Origin of the sequence: Bartonella sp. AP36NXGY, from assembly GCF_042195865.1 — a bacterium.
Taxonomy (GTDB): domain Bacteria; phylum Pseudomonadota; class Alphaproteobacteria; order Rhizobiales; family Rhizobiaceae; genus Bartonella.
This window is the reverse complement of the sequence record NZ_JBHIPD010000003.1, coordinates 91,854-110,612: the sequence shown is the minus strand read 5'-3', so window position 1 is coordinate 110,612 and position 18,759 is coordinate 91,854. Positions and strand designations below refer to the sequence as shown.

General features: G+C 40.0%; 15 protein-coding genes and 1 pseudogene. 12 read left to right on the top strand and 4 right to left on the bottom strand.

Features of this window, described 5'->3' with window-relative positions; translation table 11 throughout:
- Window positions 1-409: 409 nt before the first annotated feature.
- Window positions 410-973, top strand: a complete 564-nt coding sequence (gene rimJ, locus ACFINX_RS02445; protein WP_375628687.1) for a ribosomal protein S5-alanine N-acetyltransferase — start codon at window positions 410-412, stop codon at window positions 971-973.
- Window positions 974-1,510: 537 nt separating this feature from the next.
- On the opposite strand, the gene ACFINX_RS02440 is transcribed toward rimJ, so the two are convergent.
- On the bottom strand, window positions 1,511-1,771 hold the full coding sequence (locus tag ACFINX_RS02440) for a DUF2312 domain-containing protein (RefSeq protein ID WP_005774567.1): 261 nt from the start codon (window positions 1,769-1,771) through the stop codon (window positions 1,511-1,513).
- A gap of 263 nt (window positions 1,772-2,034) precedes the next feature.
- Between ACFINX_RS02440 and ACFINX_RS02435 the strand changes: the two genes are divergently transcribed.
- Complete coding sequence (locus ACFINX_RS02435) at window positions 2,035-2,523, top strand: DUF1036 domain-containing protein (RefSeq protein ID WP_273790491.1); 489 nt, start codon at window positions 2,035-2,037, stop codon at window positions 2,521-2,523.
- Window positions 2,520-3,956 (top strand): pyruvate kinase, encoded by a 1,437-nt coding sequence (gene pyk / locus ACFINX_RS02430; RefSeq protein WP_375668280.1) that lies wholly within the window; start codon window positions 2,520-2,522, stop codon window positions 3,954-3,956. The genes ACFINX_RS02435 and pyk overlap by 4 nt, the downstream gene beginning before the upstream one ends.
- A 1,479-nt stretch (window positions 3,957-5,435) precedes the next feature.
- Here pyk and ACFINX_RS02425 read toward each other — a convergent pair.
- Both ACFINX_RS02425 and ACFINX_RS02420 read right to left on the bottom strand, forming a co-directional pair.
- Window positions 5,436-5,819, bottom strand: coding sequence for a cell division protein ZapA (locus ACFINX_RS02425; protein WP_375668279.1), 384 nt, complete (start codon window positions 5,817-5,819; stop codon window positions 5,436-5,438).
- Between the two features lie 12 nt (window positions 5,820-5,831).
- Window positions 5,832-6,107: a DUF4164 domain-containing protein gene (locus tag ACFINX_RS02420; RefSeq protein WP_005774573.1), complete on the bottom strand. Its 276-nt coding sequence runs from the start codon at window positions 6,105-6,107 to the stop codon at window positions 5,832-5,834.
- A gap of 334 nt (window positions 6,108-6,441) precedes the next feature.
- Here ACFINX_RS02420 and tkt point away from each other — a divergent pair, with 334 nt between their 5' ends.
- From tkt to ACFINX_RS02390, 6 genes are all read left to right on the top strand, one after another.
- Window positions 6,442-8,448 (top strand): transketolase, encoded by a 2,007-nt coding sequence (gene tkt, locus ACFINX_RS02415; protein ID WP_375611738.1) that lies wholly within the window; start codon window positions 6,442-6,444, stop codon window positions 8,446-8,448.
- A gap of 203 nt (window positions 8,449-8,651) precedes the next feature.
- A complete protein-coding gene (gene gap / locus ACFINX_RS02410) occupies window positions 8,652-9,659 on the top strand; it encodes a type I glyceraldehyde-3-phosphate dehydrogenase (protein ID WP_375640596.1) in 1,008 nt (335 codons plus the stop codon).
- A 515-nt stretch (window positions 9,660-10,174) separates the two neighbouring features.
- Window positions 10,175-11,368, top strand: coding sequence for a phosphoglycerate kinase (locus ACFINX_RS02405; protein WP_375668302.1), 1,194 nt, complete (start codon window positions 10,175-10,177; stop codon window positions 11,366-11,368).
- 108 nt (window positions 11,369-11,476) lie between these two features.
- A complete protein-coding gene (locus ACFINX_RS02400) occupies window positions 11,477-12,508 on the top strand; it encodes a class I fructose-bisphosphate aldolase (RefSeq protein ID WP_375668278.1) in 1,032 nt (343 codons plus the stop codon).
- Window positions 12,509-13,168: 660 nt separating this feature from the next.
- Window positions 13,169-13,606, top strand: coding sequence for a hypothetical protein (locus ACFINX_RS02395; protein WP_375613192.1), 438 nt, complete (start codon window positions 13,169-13,171; stop codon window positions 13,604-13,606).
- 561 nt (window positions 13,607-14,167) lie between these two features.
- Window positions 14,168-14,386, top strand: a complete 219-nt coding sequence (locus ACFINX_RS02390) for a hypothetical protein (protein WP_375668277.1) — start codon at window positions 14,168-14,170, stop codon at window positions 14,384-14,386.
- A gap of 1,181 nt (window positions 14,387-15,567) precedes the next feature.
- On the opposite strand, the gene ACFINX_RS02385 is transcribed toward ACFINX_RS02390, so the two are convergent.
- Complete coding sequence (locus ACFINX_RS02385) at window positions 15,568-17,358, bottom strand: ABC transporter transmembrane domain-containing protein (RefSeq protein WP_375638268.1); 1,791 nt, start codon at window positions 17,356-17,358, stop codon at window positions 15,568-15,570.
- Between the two features lie 187 nt (window positions 17,359-17,545).
- Between ACFINX_RS02385 and rpmE the strand changes: the two genes are divergently transcribed.
- The 3 genes and pseudogenes from rpmE to ACFINX_RS02370 form a co-directional block, all read left to right on the top strand.
- The gene (gene rpmE / locus ACFINX_RS02380) at window positions 17,546-17,767 is read left to right on the top strand and encodes a 50S ribosomal protein L31 (protein WP_005774581.1); all 222 of its coding nucleotides are present in this window, start codon (window positions 17,546-17,548) and stop codon (window positions 17,765-17,767) included.
- Between the two features lie 228 nt (window positions 17,768-17,995).
- A complete protein-coding gene (locus ACFINX_RS02375; protein ID WP_375668301.1) occupies window positions 17,996-18,367 on the top strand; it encodes an ATP-binding cassette domain-containing protein in 372 nt (123 codons plus the stop codon).
- Window positions 18,368-18,465: 98 nt separating this feature from the next.
- Window positions 18,466-18,712 (top strand): annotated as a pseudogene (locus ACFINX_RS02370) (ABC transporter); the annotation flags it as partial.
- Window positions 18,713-18,759 lie beyond the last annotated feature (47 nt).

Genomic DNA, 18,759 nt, shown 5'->3' with positions numbered 1-18,759 from the left:
GGTCATTGGGATTTGTATACGGGGGAGCAGTGATATGGTAGCGCAAAACAAGCATGCTCTGAGCTTACAAGGCAAAGAAACAAAACTATCTTTGCCGTAAGTTTTTTCAGAATTTCGTATATGGAAGTACGCCAATTCCCTTGCATACTTTGCCAGTCCCCAATGTTGCTACAGCGCCCCTTAGAACTTGAGAGCATTCATAAGAAATATTCCCCTGTCTTTACCTTATGCTTTAAACATACCACCCCCACTTATGACGGAAAAGCAAAAGATCCTCATTGATTCTAACGTAAGAAGTGTTGTGATGAGAAAAGCTTACTGTATTCGACATTATGATTTGAGTTTAAAAATGATGATTTGTTAAGATAAATCAACGTGTTATTGTGACATTGTCTAGGAGGAGAAAATGATGGCAATTAAAACAAAGCGAACAATTTCCACATTGATCGGTTTAGAAGATGCAGCTGAACTGTCTTCTTATTTCCTCCGTAATGCGAATCATCTGCGTCCTTTTGAACCTGTTAGATCTGATGGTTACCACAGCCTAACAGCTTGGGAAACACGAGCCAATGCATTTGCTTATGAAAGCGCACAGGGACAAGCATACCGATATGCTGTACGATTAAAAAATGAAAACACAGTCATCGGTGTTGTGAATTTTACAAATGTGGTTCGGGGTGTTTTTCAAGCCTGTCATCTTGGTTTTTCTCTTGATGAAAAACAACAAGGCAAAGGTCTCATGTTTGAGAGTTTATCGGCTCTAATACGCCATATCTTTCATGTTTATCATCTGCATAGAGTGATGGCAAATTATAGACCTGAGAACATAAAAAGCGAACGTTTATTAAAACGCCTTCATTTTGAAAAAGAAGGCTATGCCAAAGACTATTTGATGATTTCTGGAAAATGGAGAGATCACATTCTAACCTCTCGAATCAATGATCTTTATGAGTCCGTTAATAGATTCGAATAAAGTTTTGATAAGGGTCTTTTTATCAAATGTGTAAATATGCTGCACTTTTCCCTATCCTAAAAGACGAAGATCCTTAACCACCTCTTCTTTTGTAAACGGTTCAGACTCTCGTTTAGCGGGTTTCAACTGCTGACCGCTTTCATATGTTTCTTTTCGTAGATAATAAATTGATTTATCATCATAATTCATTTTTTTCAATTTGAAGAGAGTCCTCAATATCGGAAGACTTTCTCACTTCAAATTTATAGATGTTTAATCATAAAAAACACCTCTCTTGCACATCACAAACTGGGTTGGCATACAAGTGAGGGTTTATGTGGATAAACAATGATTGAAGAACAAGAATAAAAATTCTCTGTATAAATCCTTTTAAATGTGAGGGCTGTTGCAATATTGTGTATTCTGTGACCGATAGTCTCGTTACAAGTTACACAAACGGCTTATTGTTGGGTGAAATTTTTATACATTCATTTATTTTTTGCCATTTGTTTTTTGTATTTTCTTTTCTTAAGAAAATTTCCAATGTTATCAATGGTTTTAATTCATACCAAGCGCATTTTTATAAAGTTCAATGATTGCTTCTTCTTCCATTCTTTCATGCTCTTCTTTTTTACGCAGCCGTATAATGCTTCGAACAGCTTTACTATCAAAACCAGAGCCTTTAAGTTCAGTGTAAACGTCTTTAATATCATCAGAAATGGTTTTTTTCTCTTCTTCTAGTCGTTCAATACGTTCGATAAAAGAGCGTAATTGGTTTACGGATATAGCGTGTGTTTGATCGGTTACTGTATCGTTCATTGTATTTTTCTCCAGGTTATATATTTTAAGTTGTTTTTCGACGACGAATTTATGTTAAAAAAGCTTGAAAATAAAAAGTAAATCAAGCTACACAGCTTTTTTACAAATTGACTTTAAATATTTTGTAAAATTTTTAAGATATATGCATTGATAAAAGGGCTATAAAAAGAAAAATATAAAAATATACGTTTTAGATTTGAAAAGCTTTAAAAAAAAGAAATGTGTAATTTGTTTTGAGAATTTGGCATTATAGAGGAAGTTTTGTGATTTTAAAAAAGCGATATTGGGTGTTTCAGAAAGGATTAAAAGTTTTTCTCTTGAGCATTTTGCTCTTGTTTCCCCTTGTTGTTTTTGCAAAAGCTGACTTTAGAGTTTGTAATACAACCCAACAGTCTGTAGGGGTTGCTCTTGGATATCGTACATTTTCAGGGTGGGTGAGCGAAGGCTGGTGGACGGTACCAGTGACGGAATGTAAAACTTTAATTGAGGGGCCCCTTGCTTCACGGTTTTATTATTTTTATGCGGAAGGGGCACAAAAAAAAGGGAACTGGGCAGGCTCTGTGACCATGTGTGTGCAAGATAGCCAATTTACTATTCAAGGGGTTCATGATTGTTTCCCTCGAGGATATCAAAAGGCTGAATTTAAAGAGATCGATACCGGAAATCAAACCAGTTGGATGGTACAGTTGACGGATGAGTCTTTGTTAAACAATTCAGTTATACCTTCTCTTTCAGGAAATTCTCCACCGTGAAACGTGCACGTAAAGTAAAAATTATTGCGACTCTTGGTCCTTCTTCTTTTTCTCGTTTGATGATTGAGAAGCTTTTTAGGGCAGGAGCAGACGTTTTTCGTCTTAATATGAGCCATACTGATCGTGATATGCTGGGTGATTTGGTCGAGTCTATACGAGAAGTTGAAAAAACAGTTCGACGCCCCATTGGTATTTTGGTGGATCTTCAGGGGCCAAAACTGCGTGTGGGGCGTTTTGCTAAGGGGCAAGAAGATTTGCGTGTTGGGCAAAGCTTTACATTAGATAATCGCGATGTTCTTGGCGATGCGCAGCGTGTTTTTTTCCCTCATGAGGATGTATTTGCGGCTGTTAAACCAGGGGACCGGTTGTTGATTGATGATGGAAGGGTGGAACTGCGCGCGCAAGTATGTGATGGTTATTCTGTCCAGTGCCGCGTGGTTGCTGGTACCCGTATTTCTGATCGAAAGGGTGTCAGTTTTCCCGATACAATTTTGCCTTTTGATTCGATGACGTCAAAAGATAAGGAGGATCTTCAGGCTCTTTTACAGCAGCCTGTTGATTGGGTTGCTCTTTCTTTTATTCAACGTCCAGAAGATATTATGGCGGTGCGTCAGTTGACGAAAAGTAAGGTGTCTTTGATGGCTAAAATCGAAAAGCCTCAAGCCTTGGAGCATATAGAGAAGATTATTGAAATTTCCGATGGTATTATGATTGCACGGGGTGATCTCGGTGTGGAAATGCCTCTGGAAAAGGTCCCTGCACTTCAGATGGAGTTGATAAAAGCTTGTCGTTTAGCTGGAAAACCGGTTGTGGTGGCAACACAAATGCTCGAATCAATGATCACATCTCCTGTTCCCACACGCGCAGAAGTCTCAGATGTTGCTACAGCAGTTTATGCAGGAACAGATGCGGTGATGTTGTCTGCTGAATCTGCTTCTGGTCGTTATCCTGAAGAAGCTGTGCTTATGATGGACCGAATCGCGCGACAAATCGAACAGGATCACACTTATGCCGCTCAGGTTGGAGCACAACATCCAGCACCAGAATCAACAGGAACGGATGCGATTTCTCTTGCTGCGCGTCAGATTGCTGAAACACTTGCTCTATCCGCTATCGTTGCCTATACGGCTTCAGGAACAACGGGGGTGCGCGCCTCTCGTGAACGCCCTAATAGACCGATTATTGCTTTATCGCCCATTGTGGAAACAGCAAGGCGTTTGGCTCTCGTTTGGGGGCTTCATTGTGTGGTCACGCAAGATGCTCGCAATTTAGAAGATATGGTTGATCGAGCAGCAGCCATTGCATTTCAGGAAGGCTTTTGCCAAGGAGGGGATCGTTTCCTTGTAACAGCCGGTGTTCCTCTTGGAACGCCCGGTGCGACAAATCTCTTGCGTATTGCTTCTGTCTCTCAAGATGGAACGAAAGGGATTTGAGCCGTTTACGCATGGTGTTTTTTCATGCGCCTTTGAACAGGCTTTAAAAACAACGGGTGTGCGCTTCTTGTGAATGCCTCCATAGACCCATTATTCTTTTATCTCCTATCGTAAGATAGCAAGGTGTTGCATTAGGTCGTCCAGTTTGGGGATGGAAGCAGATGCGGTGATGTTGTCTGTTGATTTTGTTTTAGTTCTGAGGAAACTGCTTTTACGGTAGGCATTTAATGGGAGCCCCCCTTTTATTTCATTGAGACAGATTGGGGATTGCTTTATTGATGTTTATACGAGCGAGATGTTTATTGATAATGAGAGTTCATTCTTTCGCTTTTTGGATAAGAGCCTTGAAATTTTTCCCATTTTAAACTTTTGCAAACAGAATTGAATAAAATTAAAATTATGTGCCTAAAAAATCGTACTGGTATGTTATGAGAAAAAGTGATGGGTGAATGTGTTTTTAAAATATGCTTTGTCGAAGCATTTGCAACATATTGATTTATAATGATAATTTATCGTTATTAAACTTGAATTAGAACCCCGAATTCCGTAAGATTTTCTTAAATTTATTTATGTTTTGTTAATCATAACTCTTTGTTTGTACATCACAAGCGGGTGGGTTTTATGGGAAAAAGCTGTACAAGAAAGGCGTCCCTCTTATGAATCGTTTTACGAGCCAAGGGGGCTATCGCAATATTGAGGTCTGACTATAATGATGATGCCGACTTGCTCTTTCTTTTATTAAGCTTGGAGATTTTGAGGGGTGGGGAGAGAAATATGGATTATTTGTTATAAGGATAAAAATAGCGGTAGAGGATGTTTTCAAGAGCTATTATTGTTGTTTATGATGTTTGAGGTTGTATGAGATTAACATACTCTTCGGGTTTGACTTTTTTCCTGCTCTAAAGGATGAAAATACTTAATTCACGCTGGTTTATAAATGATACGGTTCTTTTCGGTGGGTTTCATCGGATGGACATCTCAGGTGCAAAGACTCCATGGTGCTTATAGTATCAAATAGCGGTGTTTTACGGTATAATAGATAAGGTTATTTTTTAATATATATTGAATCTGCTTGATATTATCTAAGGGGCAAGGATTTTGGACATGCATTCATAGGGAACATGAATATAGCTCTTTTTTTCGAAGGGTGCTTTATTTGTTTGTTGCTGTTGTCATTTATATGATTTTTTTACAATGATGTTGATTTTGTTATCTTATTGCGCGGTTAAAAGACATTTCATTTGAAATGTGGTGATATAAGGCAGTCTCCTTGATGTAGGAAGCGTTTGTGCGGAGGTGAAATATTCAGGGTAGGGCTTTCTTGTTGAGGTTTAAGTTAATCCCATAAGTCGTGAGTAGCTGGAATCCTTCCTATAAAAAACCAGACTGTTTACACACTGGTGTGGGTTTAAGAATTTTTATCCTGTGAGATGTGGCGGACAAGTCAAATCTCTGGTTTATTACGCGCTGATGTACTTTTTAGAAATCTTCCTGTTCTTGTTCTTGAAGGTTTGTGCGGTTTTGATCATCTTTGAGCAATTGGTTGGTGAGATTTTCAATGCGTTGTGTGGTGTCACGCATAATTTTCCCCATGGTGCGGTCTCTTTCGTTGTGGAGTCGTAAAAGAGTATTGTAGTCTTCTTGTAATTTTTTATTTTCTCGTTTTATTTCTTCCATTTCATCAATAATCATTATGCCAGCCATAACCGATAAACGATGGTCGCCAATTTCACCAAAATTGTTCTTTAAATGTGTGATATATTGATCCAATTGAGCAGCAAGCGCAATAAGACGACGTTCTTGTCCTTTGTCACAAGCCATGCGATAAACTTTACCATCAATGGTAACGGAAACAGTTTCCATACATTCAAACCTTTATCTATCAATGACAACACGAATTGTTTCCATTGCTTTAATAAGACGTTTGGAAACTTCTTTGTTTACGGACTCTAAGCGTTCAATTTGGGCTTCAGCTTTGTCAAGCGCTTGGGCAAGATGGCTGCGGTCAGCATTCATTCGTTGGATTTCTTCTTCCCATTCGTTATTTTTATCAATAACGGCATTGCGGTTTATTATGGTGATCTCTAAAGTTCTAAGTGCCTTTTCTAGGTGCTCTAAAGCATCTTGTAGAACTGTAGTCTCTTGGTTCATTGCTTTTATCCTTTGGGTAATTGTATCCTTTATCAATGTGTTATGCAAAAACGAATCACTTTCACTCTTGTGTTGTGTGCATTTTATTTTTAAGTATGTAGGATATTTTAGCAAGCAAAGCAGGGGATAGATATAAATTAAAAGCTGGATTTTTTGCGCGTATTGGCATAAATGACATGGATATACAGAACGCGTGAGGGGAATGTTATTAATATTATTGAAGTGGTGGCAAAAAGTCTCACGCTAATGGTTAGAAAATAGTATTTCTTGAGAATTTTAAGAGAATACGGAAAAAGCAACAGAATAACGTATTTAACGAAATGGTCGAGTATTCATGACAAACACCCACCAACAGAATCAGATGGCCAATGCTATCCGTTTTCTTGCTATTGATGCGATTGAAAAAGCAAATTCTGGTCATCCGGGCTTGCCAATGGGAGCAGCCGATATTGCTACGGTTCTTTATACAAGATTCCTTGCTCATGACCCCAAAAAACCTCGCTGGCCTAACCGTGATCGTTTTGTGTTATCAGCAGGACATGGGTCTATGTTGCTTTATGCTCTCTTGTATCTTTCTGGTTATGAAGATATTGGCATTGAAGATCTCAAAAATTTTCGCCAATTAGGAGCAAAGCTTGCTGGGCATCCAGAATATGGGCATGTGGCAGGAATCGAAACAACGACTGGTCCTCTTGGACAAGGGTTGGCTAATGCTGTGGGGATGGCTCTTGGAGAGCGTTTGCAAAATGCTCGTTTTGGTGATCTTATCAACCATTACACTTATGCGTTGGTGGGCGATGGATGCCTTATGGAAGGGATATCTCAAGAAGCACTTTCCCTTGCTGGTCATTTGAAACTCAATAAGCTTATTGTGTTGTGGGACGATAATAATATTTCTATCGATGGAGAGATTTCCCTTGCTGACAGTACAGATCAGATTGCGCGTTTTAAGGCATCTGGTTGGGAGACACATAAAGTCAATGGGCATGATCAAGCAGCAATTGCGCGGGCTATTGAGGCGGCACAAAATTCCGATAAACCAACTTTGATCGCTTGTAAAACAACAATTGGCTTTGGAGCACCCAATAAAGCGGGTACCAATAAAGTTCACGGAGCCCCTTTGGGCGCACGAGAAATCACTGAAACCCGTATCGCGTTAGGGTGGGATGCTGAGCCTTTCGTTATTCCAGCCGATATTCTCGATAATTGGCGCTTGGCTAGTCTCAATGCTGCTAAAAAACGCCAAAAATGGGAAGAAAAATTTGCTGATCTTCCTGTCTCAGAGCGTGTGGAGTTTGAAAGATTGATGCGGGGCGATCTCGTGGGCGGATTTGATGGCGCTATTGATACTTATAAACAGAAATTGGTTGAAGAGCGCCCCGTTGTTGCTACGCGTAAAGCTTCGGAAATGGCTCTTGAAGTGATCAATGAAGTCGTTGTTGAGACTATTGGTGGTTCGGCTGATTTAACCGGATCTAATAATACAAAAAGTAGCCAGATGAAAAGTATCTCTGCTGAAGATTTTTCAGGGCGCTATCTGCATTATGGAATTCGCGAACATGCAATGGGAGCTGTGATGAATGGTCTTGCCCTTTATGGCGGCTTTATTCCTTATGGGGGAACCTTTTTATGCTTTTCTGATTATATGCGTCCTGCTATGCGTTTGTCTTCTCTCATGGGGTTGCGGGTGATTTATGTCATGACTCATGATTCTATTGGTCTTGGTGAGGATGGTCCGACCCATCAACCCGTAGAGCATTTGGCTTGCCTGCGTGCAATGCCTAATCATTTTGTGTTCCGTCCTGCCGATGCTATGGAGACAGTCGAGTGTTGGCAATTGGCTTTGAAAGCATGCGGGACGCCTTCTACCTTGGCTTTAAGTCGACAAAATCTACCGCTTTTGCGTCAAGAGTATGAAGAAGAAAATCTCTGTATGCTTGGTGCTTATGAATTTCTAACAGCTAGCGATGATGCACAAGTGACGCTGTTTGCTTCTGGTTCAGAATTGCAAATTGCAGTGGAAGCACATGCGGTGTTAGAAGAAAAAGGCATCCCAACGCGTGTGGTTTCTGTGCCTTGTTTTGAACTTTTTTCTCAACAATCTCTCTCCTATCAGCGTGCTCTCATTGGAGATGCACCAATTAAAATTGCTATTGAAGCTGCTGTCGCCCAAGGATGGGATCGTTTTATTGGCTGTGATGGTGTGTTTATTGGTATGGAGGGCTTTGGGGCAAGTGGAACAATTGATGCCCTTTATGCGCATTTTGGTATTACTTGGGAAAATGTTGTTGCCACCGTTGAAAAAGAGCTGGAAAAGATCAAAGAGGAAAAGACAAAGTGACAGCTTGTGTTGTCATGAATGGGGTGATTGTAGGGCATCATATTCTGTGCAGTATTGTGGATGATCTTGTGCATTATTGTGGATAAGTGAGTGAGTGATCAAGATATTGACATTGTGGGAATTAATGATTTTGGATTGGTGAAATACCCATTTATTGTGTTTTAAATGTTGTGCTTTTAAAAATTGATGAGGAAACATGTGAAATGACAGTTCGTGTTGCAATTAATGGGTTTGGTCGTATTGGTCGCAATATTTTACGTGCACTTGTGGAAAGTGGACGACAAGATGTTGAAGTGGTTGCAATTAATGATTTGGGATCGGTGGAAACAAATGCCCATTTATTACGCTATGATTCAGTTCATGGGCGTTTTCCTGGGATCGTTAAGGTGGTAGGGGATGCTATTGATGTGGGAGGTGGTTTAATCAAGGTATGCGCAGAGCGTGATCCTGCTCAATTGCCTTGGAAAGATTTGGATATCGATATTGCTTTGGAATGTACGGGTATTTTTACTGCGCGTGATAAAGCAAGTGCTCATTTAGATGCGGGGGCAAAGCGTGTTCTTATTTCTGCGCCTTCTGAAGGAGCAGATCTTACGGTTGTCTATGGGGTTAATCATCAATCTTTAAGCAGCGAGCATCGCGTTGTTTCAAATGCTTCTTGTACAACCAATTGTTTGGCGCCTGTTGCACAAGTTTTACACAACACGGTGGGCATTGAAAAGGGCTTTATGACAACAATCCATTCTTATACGGGTGATCAACCTGTGTTGGATACAATGCATCGGGACCTTTATCGTGCACGTGCGGCAGCTCTTTCTATGATTCCTACCTCAACAGGAGCGGCAAAAGCTGTGGGATTGGTCTTGCCAGAATTAAAGGGATTGCTTGATGGTGTATCGATTCGTGTTCCGACCCCTAATGTTTCTGTGGTTGATTTGACATTTATCGCTAAGCGTTCCACAACAATCGAAGAAATTAATACAGCTATTGCTACTGCTGCACAAGGTTCTTTGAAGGGCGTTTTGGACACGACAGAAGAAAAGCTCGTGAGTTGTGATTTTAATCATAATCCTCATTCAGCTATTTTCCACAATGATCAAACCAAAGTGATTGATGGTAAGCTCTGTCGCGTTCTGGTTTGGTATGATAATGAATGGGGCTTTTCTAACCGTATGAGTGATACTGCTGTAGCTTTTGCTCAGACAATATAAGAGGACCTCAGGGTCCTCTTTTTATAAGGAAAAGTCTCATTTTTGTGCAATTTTGAGAAAAACAGTTAGAGGCTGTTGTTCTCATGCGCTAGAGAGAAGAGGCTATTGAAACATTGATGATGTGTTTTGTTTTAATACTGTGTCAATACGTGCTTTTAAAAGATGAATGAAAGAGTAAACTTTTAAAAAGTAAGATCTGAACGAGATACCCTTTGAGAAAACGTTAGAAAACAGGAGATGTAAACTCTTTTTCCTAGAAGTAAAAGGAAGCTTTAATAGAGATCAAGTTGAGCCAGTGCATTTGTTTGCCACAATGGAATATGAAGATTAAGAGCAATGGTGGGCTTTTGTACATTTGACGATAAAAGCTTTGGATTTTTATTAAGCAAAGGGTGAGAGATAGGCTGTCGTGGATCTCTTGTAAAAGCAAAGAGGGGGATAAGTGGAAAGAAAAGTGGGCAGGGTTGTTGGATGCGTTTTTATTTGAAACAATGGAAAGTGAAGAGGAAGCAGTGATGGGGTTTCACACACTTGATGATGTTGATGTTTTGGGTAAACGTGTTCTTGTGCGGGTGGATTTTAATGTTCCTATGGCACTGGGCAAAGTTTGTGACGAGACACGTCTTGTACGGCATAAAGAGACACTCATTGAGCTACAAAAGTGTGGTGCTAAACTTATTCTGCTTTCTCATTGTGGTCGCCCTAAAGGAAAGGTAGAGCAAGAGTTTTCACTCCGTCCTGTTGTGCAAGTGCTGGAAAAGATCATTAATCAGCCGGTTGCTTTTGCTCCTGACTGTATCGGTTCGGCGGTGCAGGTTGCAGTTGAGTCATTACAAAATGGTGGTGTTTTACTGCTTGAAAATGTTCGTTTTTATGCTGGTGAAGAAAAGAATGATTGTTCTTTTGCAGAAGCTTTGGCTCATAATGGAGATCTCTATGTTAATGATGCTTTTTCAGTTTCTCATCGTGCCCATGCTTCGGTGGAGGGAATAACGCATTTGTTGCCTTCTTATGCAGGACGCTCTTTGCAAGGTGAATTGCAGGCATTAGAAAAAGGACTTGGCAATCCAACACGTCCTGTAATTGCTCTTGTGGGAGGTGCCAAGGTTTCTAGTAAGCTTTTTGTGCTCAATCATTTGGTGGAAAAAGTTGACTCCTTAATTATTGGTGGGGGGATGGCTAACAGTTTTTTAGCTGCGCAAGGTATCCATGTAGGGAAATCACTGTGTGAACATGCATTGATGGAAACGATAAAAAAAATCATTAAAAAAGCGCAAGAGTGTCACTGTACGCTTCTGCTCCCTCAGGATGCTGTCGTTGGATTTCGTTTTGAAAAAGATGCACCGCATCGTCTTTATGACATTGAAGATATTCCACAAGATGGCATGATATTGGATATTGGGACGCGCTCTATTGCGCATATCAATGCTGCGATAGATGAAGCTGCTACTCTTGTGTGGAATGGACCCCTTGGTGTTTTTGAGATGTCTCCCTTTGATAAGGGAACCATTGCCGTTGCACGCCATGCAGCAGAACGTAGTTTGACGGGAAAGTTGGTTTCAATTGCGGGAGGGGGCGATACGGTTTTTGCCCTTAATCATGCCGGTGTTGCCAATGATTTTACTTATCTTTCGACTGCTGGAGGAGCTTTTTTGGAATGGATGGAAGGAAAGACCCTTCCTGGTATTCTTGCCCTCATGCAGGCTTAAAGGGCTTCTTTGAAGGGAAGGTTAAAGAAAAACTATACAGTCGTGTAGAGTGTTTTTGATAGTGTTGCGCATTTTTAGAAATTAAGACAAAATAAAGAGGAATTTTTTATGAATGAACGGCTTGAAGATATTTCACTTGCTTTGGTGCATGCGGGTAAAGGTATTTTGGCGGCAGATGAAAGTACGGCGACCATTGGAAAGCGTTTTGAAAGCATTGGTGTTGAATCCAATGAAGATAAGCGCCGTGCTTATCGTGAAATGCTTTTTAGTACAAAAGAAGCGATGGAAAACGCCATCTCTGGGGTTATTTTATTTGATGAAACCATTCGGCAAAAAGCATCAACTGGGAAAATGTTGACGGATCTTATTCGGGATTCAGGCGCTTTGCCAGGGATTAAAGTTGATACCGGTGCAAAACCCTTGGCTGCTTTTCCCCAAGAAACAATTACCGAAGGGTTGGATGGTCTTCGTGAGCGGCTAAAAGATTATTATGCTTTGGGAGCACGTTTTGCTAAATGGCGTGCGGTAATTGCTATTGATGAATACACTTTGCCAACAAGAGGCGCCATAAGACAAAATGCACAAGCTCTTGCACGCTATGCTGCCTTATGTCAGGAGTTCAATATTGTGCCCATTGTTGAGCCGGAAGTGTTGATGGATGGATCATCGTGTGGGCATTCAATTACACGCTGCTTTGAGGTGACACGCACTGTTTTGCAGGCTGTCTTTAAAGAATTGTTTGAAGCTCGTGTTCTTTTGGAGGGGATGATTTTAAAGCCCAATATGGTGATTGATGGAAAGGATGCTCGCAAGGCTTCTGTTGAAGAAGTTGCTGAAAAGACTGTCCAAGTGCTTAAACAGACTGTTCCTGCCGCTGTTCCCGGAATTGCTTTTCTTTCTGGAGGGCAGTCTGATCAGGAAGCAACGGCGCATTTATCTGCTATGAATTCTTTGGGCGTATTGCCTTGGAAATTGACCTTTTCCTATGGACGAGCACTGCAAGCAGCTGCCTTAAAAGCATGGGCGGGAAAAGATGAAAATATTGCTGTTGCACAGAAGGCCTTTCGTCATCGGGCTCGGATGAACCATCTTGCGGCTTTGGGACAATGGACAAAAGAACAAGAAAAAGTGTGCGATTGAAGCACAAGCCCTGTTCTTAAATGCGGAGAGATTTTGCATGTTTCTGCGTGATTTTTGGTGCCCTCATCATGATAAGAATGGCGGGGGCATTTTAGGCTTAAAAGCTTTCTCAGAGAGTTTTTTCCTTGGACCTTTTAAAAGTCTTTAATGGGTGCTATCGAGAGATAAGATTGCGGGAGAGGTGCAATTTCGAGAAGGGGAGACAATGCTAGGAAATTTGTGAATGCACAGCACTTTAGTATGGTGTCGTTCATGAGGTGGTACTTACTTTTTGCGTGAAAATCATAAAGCTCATACTGTATTGAAGAGTTTGATATTGTGATATTTTTTCTTTTTCATGTTATCATTACTTGTCATCGGCAGAATTCATTTGATTGCAGTTTCAAAGGTGGATTAAGCGGGTAGATTAGAAAGTTGCGATTTCTGAGCGGATTGGAATACAGCTTATGAAGCTTTTCTACGTCAGGATAGCTTCCTCTTCAATGGGGGTAGTTTTTCTATTAACGAGCGAATTGAATAACTCTTGCGAAAGAAAATAGATTTGCACCTCAATAAAACACCTATTTTTTCATTAAAATGGATAAATTTTTCTTGTATTTTTTGATGATATAATTACAAATGTCTAACTTCATAGCATCTTGGCTTAAAACGGGGGGAGTTGTGGACGGTATATCTTCTAAAAATAACAGTATATCTTCTAAGAATACAAGCATCAAAAGAAAAAATCGATACGCAGAACAGAGCTTTTCTGCAATTATGATGCGAAAATTGTGCAATATGGTGCGTGGGGTATTCGAAGGGATCTTTACAGTATTTACTTTCACAATTTTTCTTATCCTGTTCAACATACGTGGACCGGTTCATGCCATACTAAGCTTCTTTTCGGGTGCGAGTGGATTAGCGTGCTTTTTCTTTTTTGTCGGATACTACTTACAACGCCGCGAAGCAACAGCAGATGAAGCCGGTATATCGCTCACATTAATCTTAGCAATTGGTGAAGGCGTTTTTTCTATTTGCTGCATGTATGCTATGTGGGGTTACGACGCTCTCTTGTTCCGTTTAGCACCTCCTGGGTATGTTCTTATTCTCCCTGAATAAATAGGGTGCAATTCGTTTGCATACAAATCAAAATGAGAGGCTGTCTGCCTCTCAAATTCTTAATAATCGCTCTCCAAAATCATAACATCAAACCCGCTTTTAATGAAGGGACTAACAAGCCTTGGGTCCTTAAGCCTCAAGGCAACCCTTTACAAGGGCGGTGCGCCTAACGGCATCCTTGACCTTAAGACACTCAAATGGCTTATTTTGTTTTTCTCATGTATGATATAAGGGGAAAGCTTCTCATCGTGCCTAAATGGTAACTTATCGTGTGTTAAATGGAAAAATGAGAAAAAGCATCTTTATGCAATATAATCCAATTATGATTTTTTGATTTGAAGATAAAGGGTTTAAAGTTCTACAAGACTGATACGATAAAGGGGGGAAGTTGCCTATCTTAGAAACTAAGGCGTATTTTAGGTGCTCTTGATATAGCTATCTCACCAAATGGTTTTGAAGACTTATCCTTTTAGCTCTATTCACTAAAAGGTCATTTTGAGGGGGCTTGGCTAATGAATGTAAAGGAAAATTAGCACGTAATATTTCGCTTTGCTGGTATAGATGCTGAATGAGTTAATTATCGAGAGGATCACTGAAGAGGGAGCGCTAAAAAATGGTGAAAATCCTCCGTACTTCGGTGAATTCGTGGTTGAAGATATAATCGTAGAACTTGGCTTATCTGTTCCTGAAACAGCTGAATGGTTTGAAATGGTTAGGGTGTCAGTTCTGCATATGCTTGACTCGCTATACAAAAAAATTACGATTTCGTGCAAGCTTTAAAACATAAATACCCTAAAGATATATCCTCTTTGTACATGTTCTTATCATCGTTAAAATGCCTTCTTAAAGCACGACAGGGGATGCTATAAAATTGAGAGCTGTAAAATATATGGGGCTTGGAGGGGGTGAGAAGATGGTGTTCAATCGAAGTACTCTATCCTTATTTTTATGGGCTATGCCTGAAAGAGAGAGCTGGAGAGACAATTTATGAGCAAAGAGAAAGTGTTTTGAGGTTGCGTGTCTGCAAGAGCAGAACAGTAGTCGTGGTGATATTTAAAAACAATAAATTTGATAAAATTTTACAATTTTGCCAAAAGCCAGTTTATTATAAAAGCTGTTGCTTATACGCGCTCATACAAAAGTTATAAGAAGCCCAAAAGTGCTAAAAAAGTCTTTGCTCTTTTTCAATAAGACGGATCTGCAAACAATATTCAAAAAGTGTTCGTGTGTTTGAAAGAGAATAAAAGGATATTCTTGCAATAGAGAGAAGCGTATTTGTGAATTACAATTTGTCATGATTTTCGGTAAACACTATTGTTTAGAGCGGTGAGAGAGGGCATGAAAAAATTTTAATATTCAGTTTTTTAAAGAGTGTGGTCAGTCTTTAGGATAGAGCTTGTGTCCCTAGAGCCTATCAAGTGAGCCCGCATAAAGGCTTCAAGAAAGCGAGCACCTATTATACTTTTTGCCAGCGTATACTCTTTTGTCGGCGCCCCAATATTTTGACAGCCCTTAGAACGTAAAGGGGCAAGGGAGGTATTTTACCTCTTTCTTGTACTGTTTTACTCCACACGCCAACTCTGCTTGTGATGTGCAAGCCAAGAGATTTTGTTTGACTCACTATGAGGGTTTGACATGAGAAAATCCTATGGTATTCATGATCTTTCATGAAAAACAATGAATTATCCTTATAAATCAACGTGACAGTGCTGTTATGAAGAGAACTCCTTGCACATCTTAATAGCCCATAGAGATTTAACTGGGTATTATTTTATATTCTGTACACAGAAGTGTCTTTATAAAAATACTCCATCTTGCGCAGAAAAAAGAACAGCCCGTTAAAAAAGAAAAACATCTCAATGCTTGCTTTTCTTTTTTCCATGAGAGATTTAAATTGATAAGCCTGTCTGAAAAGAGTGCTGTTTATGCCCTTAAAGATACTGCTCTTGTATCAAGATCACTTACTCAGGCGAAAATTGGAGTTTTGCGAGGTAAGCATAAACGCCATTTTTTGCCACAAGTTCGGCATGGGTTCCTTCTTCCACAAGGGCGCCTTTATCCATAACAAGAATGCGATCTGCTTTTAAAATTGTTGCCAAACGATGTGCAATGACCAAGGTTGTGCGGTTTTGCATCAACCCTTCTAAGGCGTCTTGCACCAACTTTTCACTGTTTGCATCTAAAGCCGATGTTGCTTCATCAAGCAGCAACAGGGGTGCATTTCTTAAAATTGCCCGCGCAATACCAATGCGTTGTTTTTGTCCCCCAGAAAGCATGGTACCGCGTTCTCCTACTTGCGTATCCAAGCCATCTGGTAAAGCTTGAATAAATTCAAGTGCATTAGCCGCTTTAGCAGCAGCAAGGATTTCTTCTTCATGGGTATTTTCAGTTCCAAAAATAATATTATCACGCAATGTTCCATCAAAAATGGCAACATCTTGTGGAACATAGGAAATTGCACTGCGTAAATCTTGTAAAGAAAGGCGATTAATTTCTGTGCCATCCAACCGAATTGTTCCATTTGTCGGATCATAAAAACGAAGGATCAAAGAAAAAATGCTGCTTTTTCCTGCTCCAGAAGCCCCAACAAAAGCAACCGTTTCGCCTGCTTTTACAGAAAATGAAAGCGAGCGTAAAACCTTCTCTTGTGGTCTAGAAGGATAGGTAAAATCAACTTGATCAAAAACAAGTTCACCTCGAACAGGTTGCGCCAATGATAAAGGATTTTTAGGTGCTACAATAGTAGGTTGTTCTTGTAATAATTCGGCAAGCCGCTCAGCAGCACCTGCTGCTTGGATTAATTCTGCTCCCAATTCCGATAATTGCGCAAAAGTAGAAGCTCCAAAAACCGCATAAAGGACAAATTGCCCTAATGTCCCTCCTGTCATCGTTCCATTCAAAACATCGCGCGATCCGATCCATAAAACAGCAACCACACTGCTAAAAACCAAAAAAATTGCAAACCCCGTAAAAAAGGAGCGCAAGATTACAGAAGCACGTGCTGTTTGAAAAGCACGTTCTATCAATTGTGAAAAACGTATTGTAACGAGTTTTTCAGCGGTAAAAGCTTGCACAGTGCGAATAGCACTTACCTGCTCTGTAGCAACAGCATTGGCATCTGCGAGACGATCTTGCGCCGCGCGGGTACGAGAGCGAACTTTACGTCCAAAGACTACCAAGGGAATGGCCACAACAGGAATAGCTGCTAAAACCAACAAAGACAATTTAGCATTGGTGATCACCATCATCACGACGGCTCCGATCACGATAATCAGCTGACGCAATGCGGTAGAGGCGGTAGAGCCCACAGCTAATTTTATTTGTGTGGTATCTGTTAGAAGCCTTGAAACAATCTCTCCTGAATGTGATCGATCAAAAAAAGCAGGAGAAAGTTTCATAATATGGACAAACACATCACGCCGTAAATCGGCAACAATCCGTTCTCCTAAGGTGATAACACAGTAATAACGGGCTGCTGAAGCAAATGCGAGAAACAAGGCTAAGATAAACAAAATTCCAAAGTAAAAATTGATATGTCCATGGCTTGAAGTAGAAAACCCATGATCAAACATTTGGCGGATAGCCACAGGCAAAGCTAATGTGACTAGAGCAGCAACAGATAACGCTAGAAAAGCAAAGATAAACAACCAACGATAGCGCAAAAGATAAGGAACAAAAATTGCAAGCGAAGAGAATGAAGATTTTTTAGGGGAAGACTTTGTCGATTTTTCTGAACGAGAACGTAATGTCATAAAATTTTGCTCACTGTATTGGATTTGTAACACTTGATACAATGATGTATCTTGAACACTTGTTTTTTGATGCGTGCTCAGTTATAGGAATAAATACTTTAAATCAATGTATCAAAAAGACAAAGGAAGTGCACTTAAAAAAACAAATAAGTGCTATTTCATTCTATAAACGCAAAAGGTTTGACGCATGAAAGCGAATATTCACCCCAACTATCATAAAATTACCGTTGTTATGACGGATGGAACCCAATATACGACGCGCTCTACTTGGGGAAAAGAAGGCGATACTCTTAATCTAGATATTGATCCAAGAACGCATCCGGCATGGACAGGTGGCTCCCAAACACTCGTAGATCGTGGTGGTCGTCTTTCTAAATTCAAAAATCGTTTTGGTAATATTGGCATGTAAAAGCCTCCTTTTATGGGGTACAAAGGTTTTAAACAAATCGATTGCAAATGGATGGATTTTTATCCTATCAAAGAGTGCACTTTAAATATTAATTCAAAAACGCATCCGACATAAACAGATGGGTCTTAAACACTTATAAATCATTGTGGTTGCGTTTTTAAATTCAAAAATCATTTTGAATATATGCATAAATCCTTTCTTCCCTAGAGTATAAAGACTTGAAATAAAATAATTGCAAACTTTTCTTCTTTTTTTGGAACTGAACATACCCATGGAGAGGAAATTTTTGCCGCTTCTAAAGCTGCCAATGTATTTGAATTTATTCAAGCTTTACCAGATGGCTTGGATACGCAAGTAGAAGAACGTGGTACCATGCTTTCTGGGGGGCAAAAACAACGCATTGGTATTGCACTGGCGATTTTAAGAAATGCACCCCTCTTGTTGCAAGCCGGCACCGTCATTATATTTGCCAACTCGTGGATGTTGCTACAGCCCTTGGCACTTGAGATAATTTATTATAGGCATTTTAAGTTCTTTCTTAATAGTTTTTTATTCACGCGGGCTCTCTCCGCTTGGTACGTACAAAAGACATGGTTTTGATTGGTTCACCATGGAACATGGTTTGAAATGAGAGAATCTTACGGTATTCGGGATTCTCATTCAACCTATAAAATAATGAATTATTATTATAAATCAAAATGTTGCTGCTTGATGAAGCAACATTTTCTTTAGATGCAAACAGTGAAAAGTTAGTGCAAGATACCTTAGAAGGATTGATGCAAAATCCTAAATCCTAGTCATTGCACATCGTTTGGCAACAATTTTAAAAGCAGATCGCATTCTTGTGATGGATAAAGGCGCCCTTGTGGAAGAAGGAACACACAACTCATTATAAAAAATAATGTTTATGCGCATTTGGCTCAACTGCAATTTTCATCTGAGTAAGTGATCTTGATACAAAAGCAGTATTTTTAAGGGCATAAACAGCACTC

What these genes read in the sequence shown, in the direction of transcription:
- rimJ (WP_375628687.1), top strand. Translation starts at nt 410, where the DNA reads ATGGCAATTAAAACAAAGCGAACAATTTCCACATTGATCGGTTTAGAA.
- ACFINX_RS02400 (WP_375668278.1), top strand. Translation starts at nt 11,477, where the DNA reads ATGAATGAACGGCTTGAAGATATTTCACTTGCTTTGGTGCATGCGGGT.
- ACFINX_RS02425 (WP_375668279.1), bottom strand. Translation starts at nt 5,819, where the DNA reads ATGGAAACTGTTTCCGTTACCATTGATGGTAAAGTTTATCGCATGGCT.
- gap (WP_375640596.1), top strand. Translation starts at nt 8,652, where the DNA reads ATGACAGTTCGTGTTGCAATTAATGGGTTTGGTCGTATTGGTCGCAAT.
- ACFINX_RS02440 (WP_005774567.1), bottom strand. Translation starts at nt 1,771, where the DNA reads ATGAACGATACAGTAACCGATCAAACACACGCTATATCCGTAAACCAA.
- ACFINX_RS02420 (WP_005774573.1), bottom strand. Translation starts at nt 6,107, where the DNA reads ATGAACCAAGAGACTACAGTTCTACAAGATGCTTTAGAGCACCTAGAA.
- ACFINX_RS02405 (WP_375668302.1), top strand. Translation starts at nt 10,175, where the DNA reads ATGGGGTTTCACACACTTGATGATGTTGATGTTTTGGGTAAACGTGTT.
- ACFINX_RS02385 (WP_375638268.1), bottom strand. Translation starts at nt 17,358, where the DNA reads ATGACATTACGTTCTCGTTCAGAAAAATCGACAAAGTCTTCCCCTAAA.
- tkt (WP_375611738.1), top strand. Translation starts at nt 6,442, where the DNA reads ATGACAAACACCCACCAACAGAATCAGATGGCCAATGCTATCCGTTTT.
- rpmE (WP_005774581.1), top strand. Translation starts at nt 17,546, where the DNA reads ATGAAAGCGAATATTCACCCCAACTATCATAAAATTACCGTTGTTATG.
- ACFINX_RS02390 (WP_375668277.1), top strand. Translation starts at nt 14,168, where the DNA reads ATGCTGAATGAGTTAATTATCGAGAGGATCACTGAAGAGGGAGCGCTA.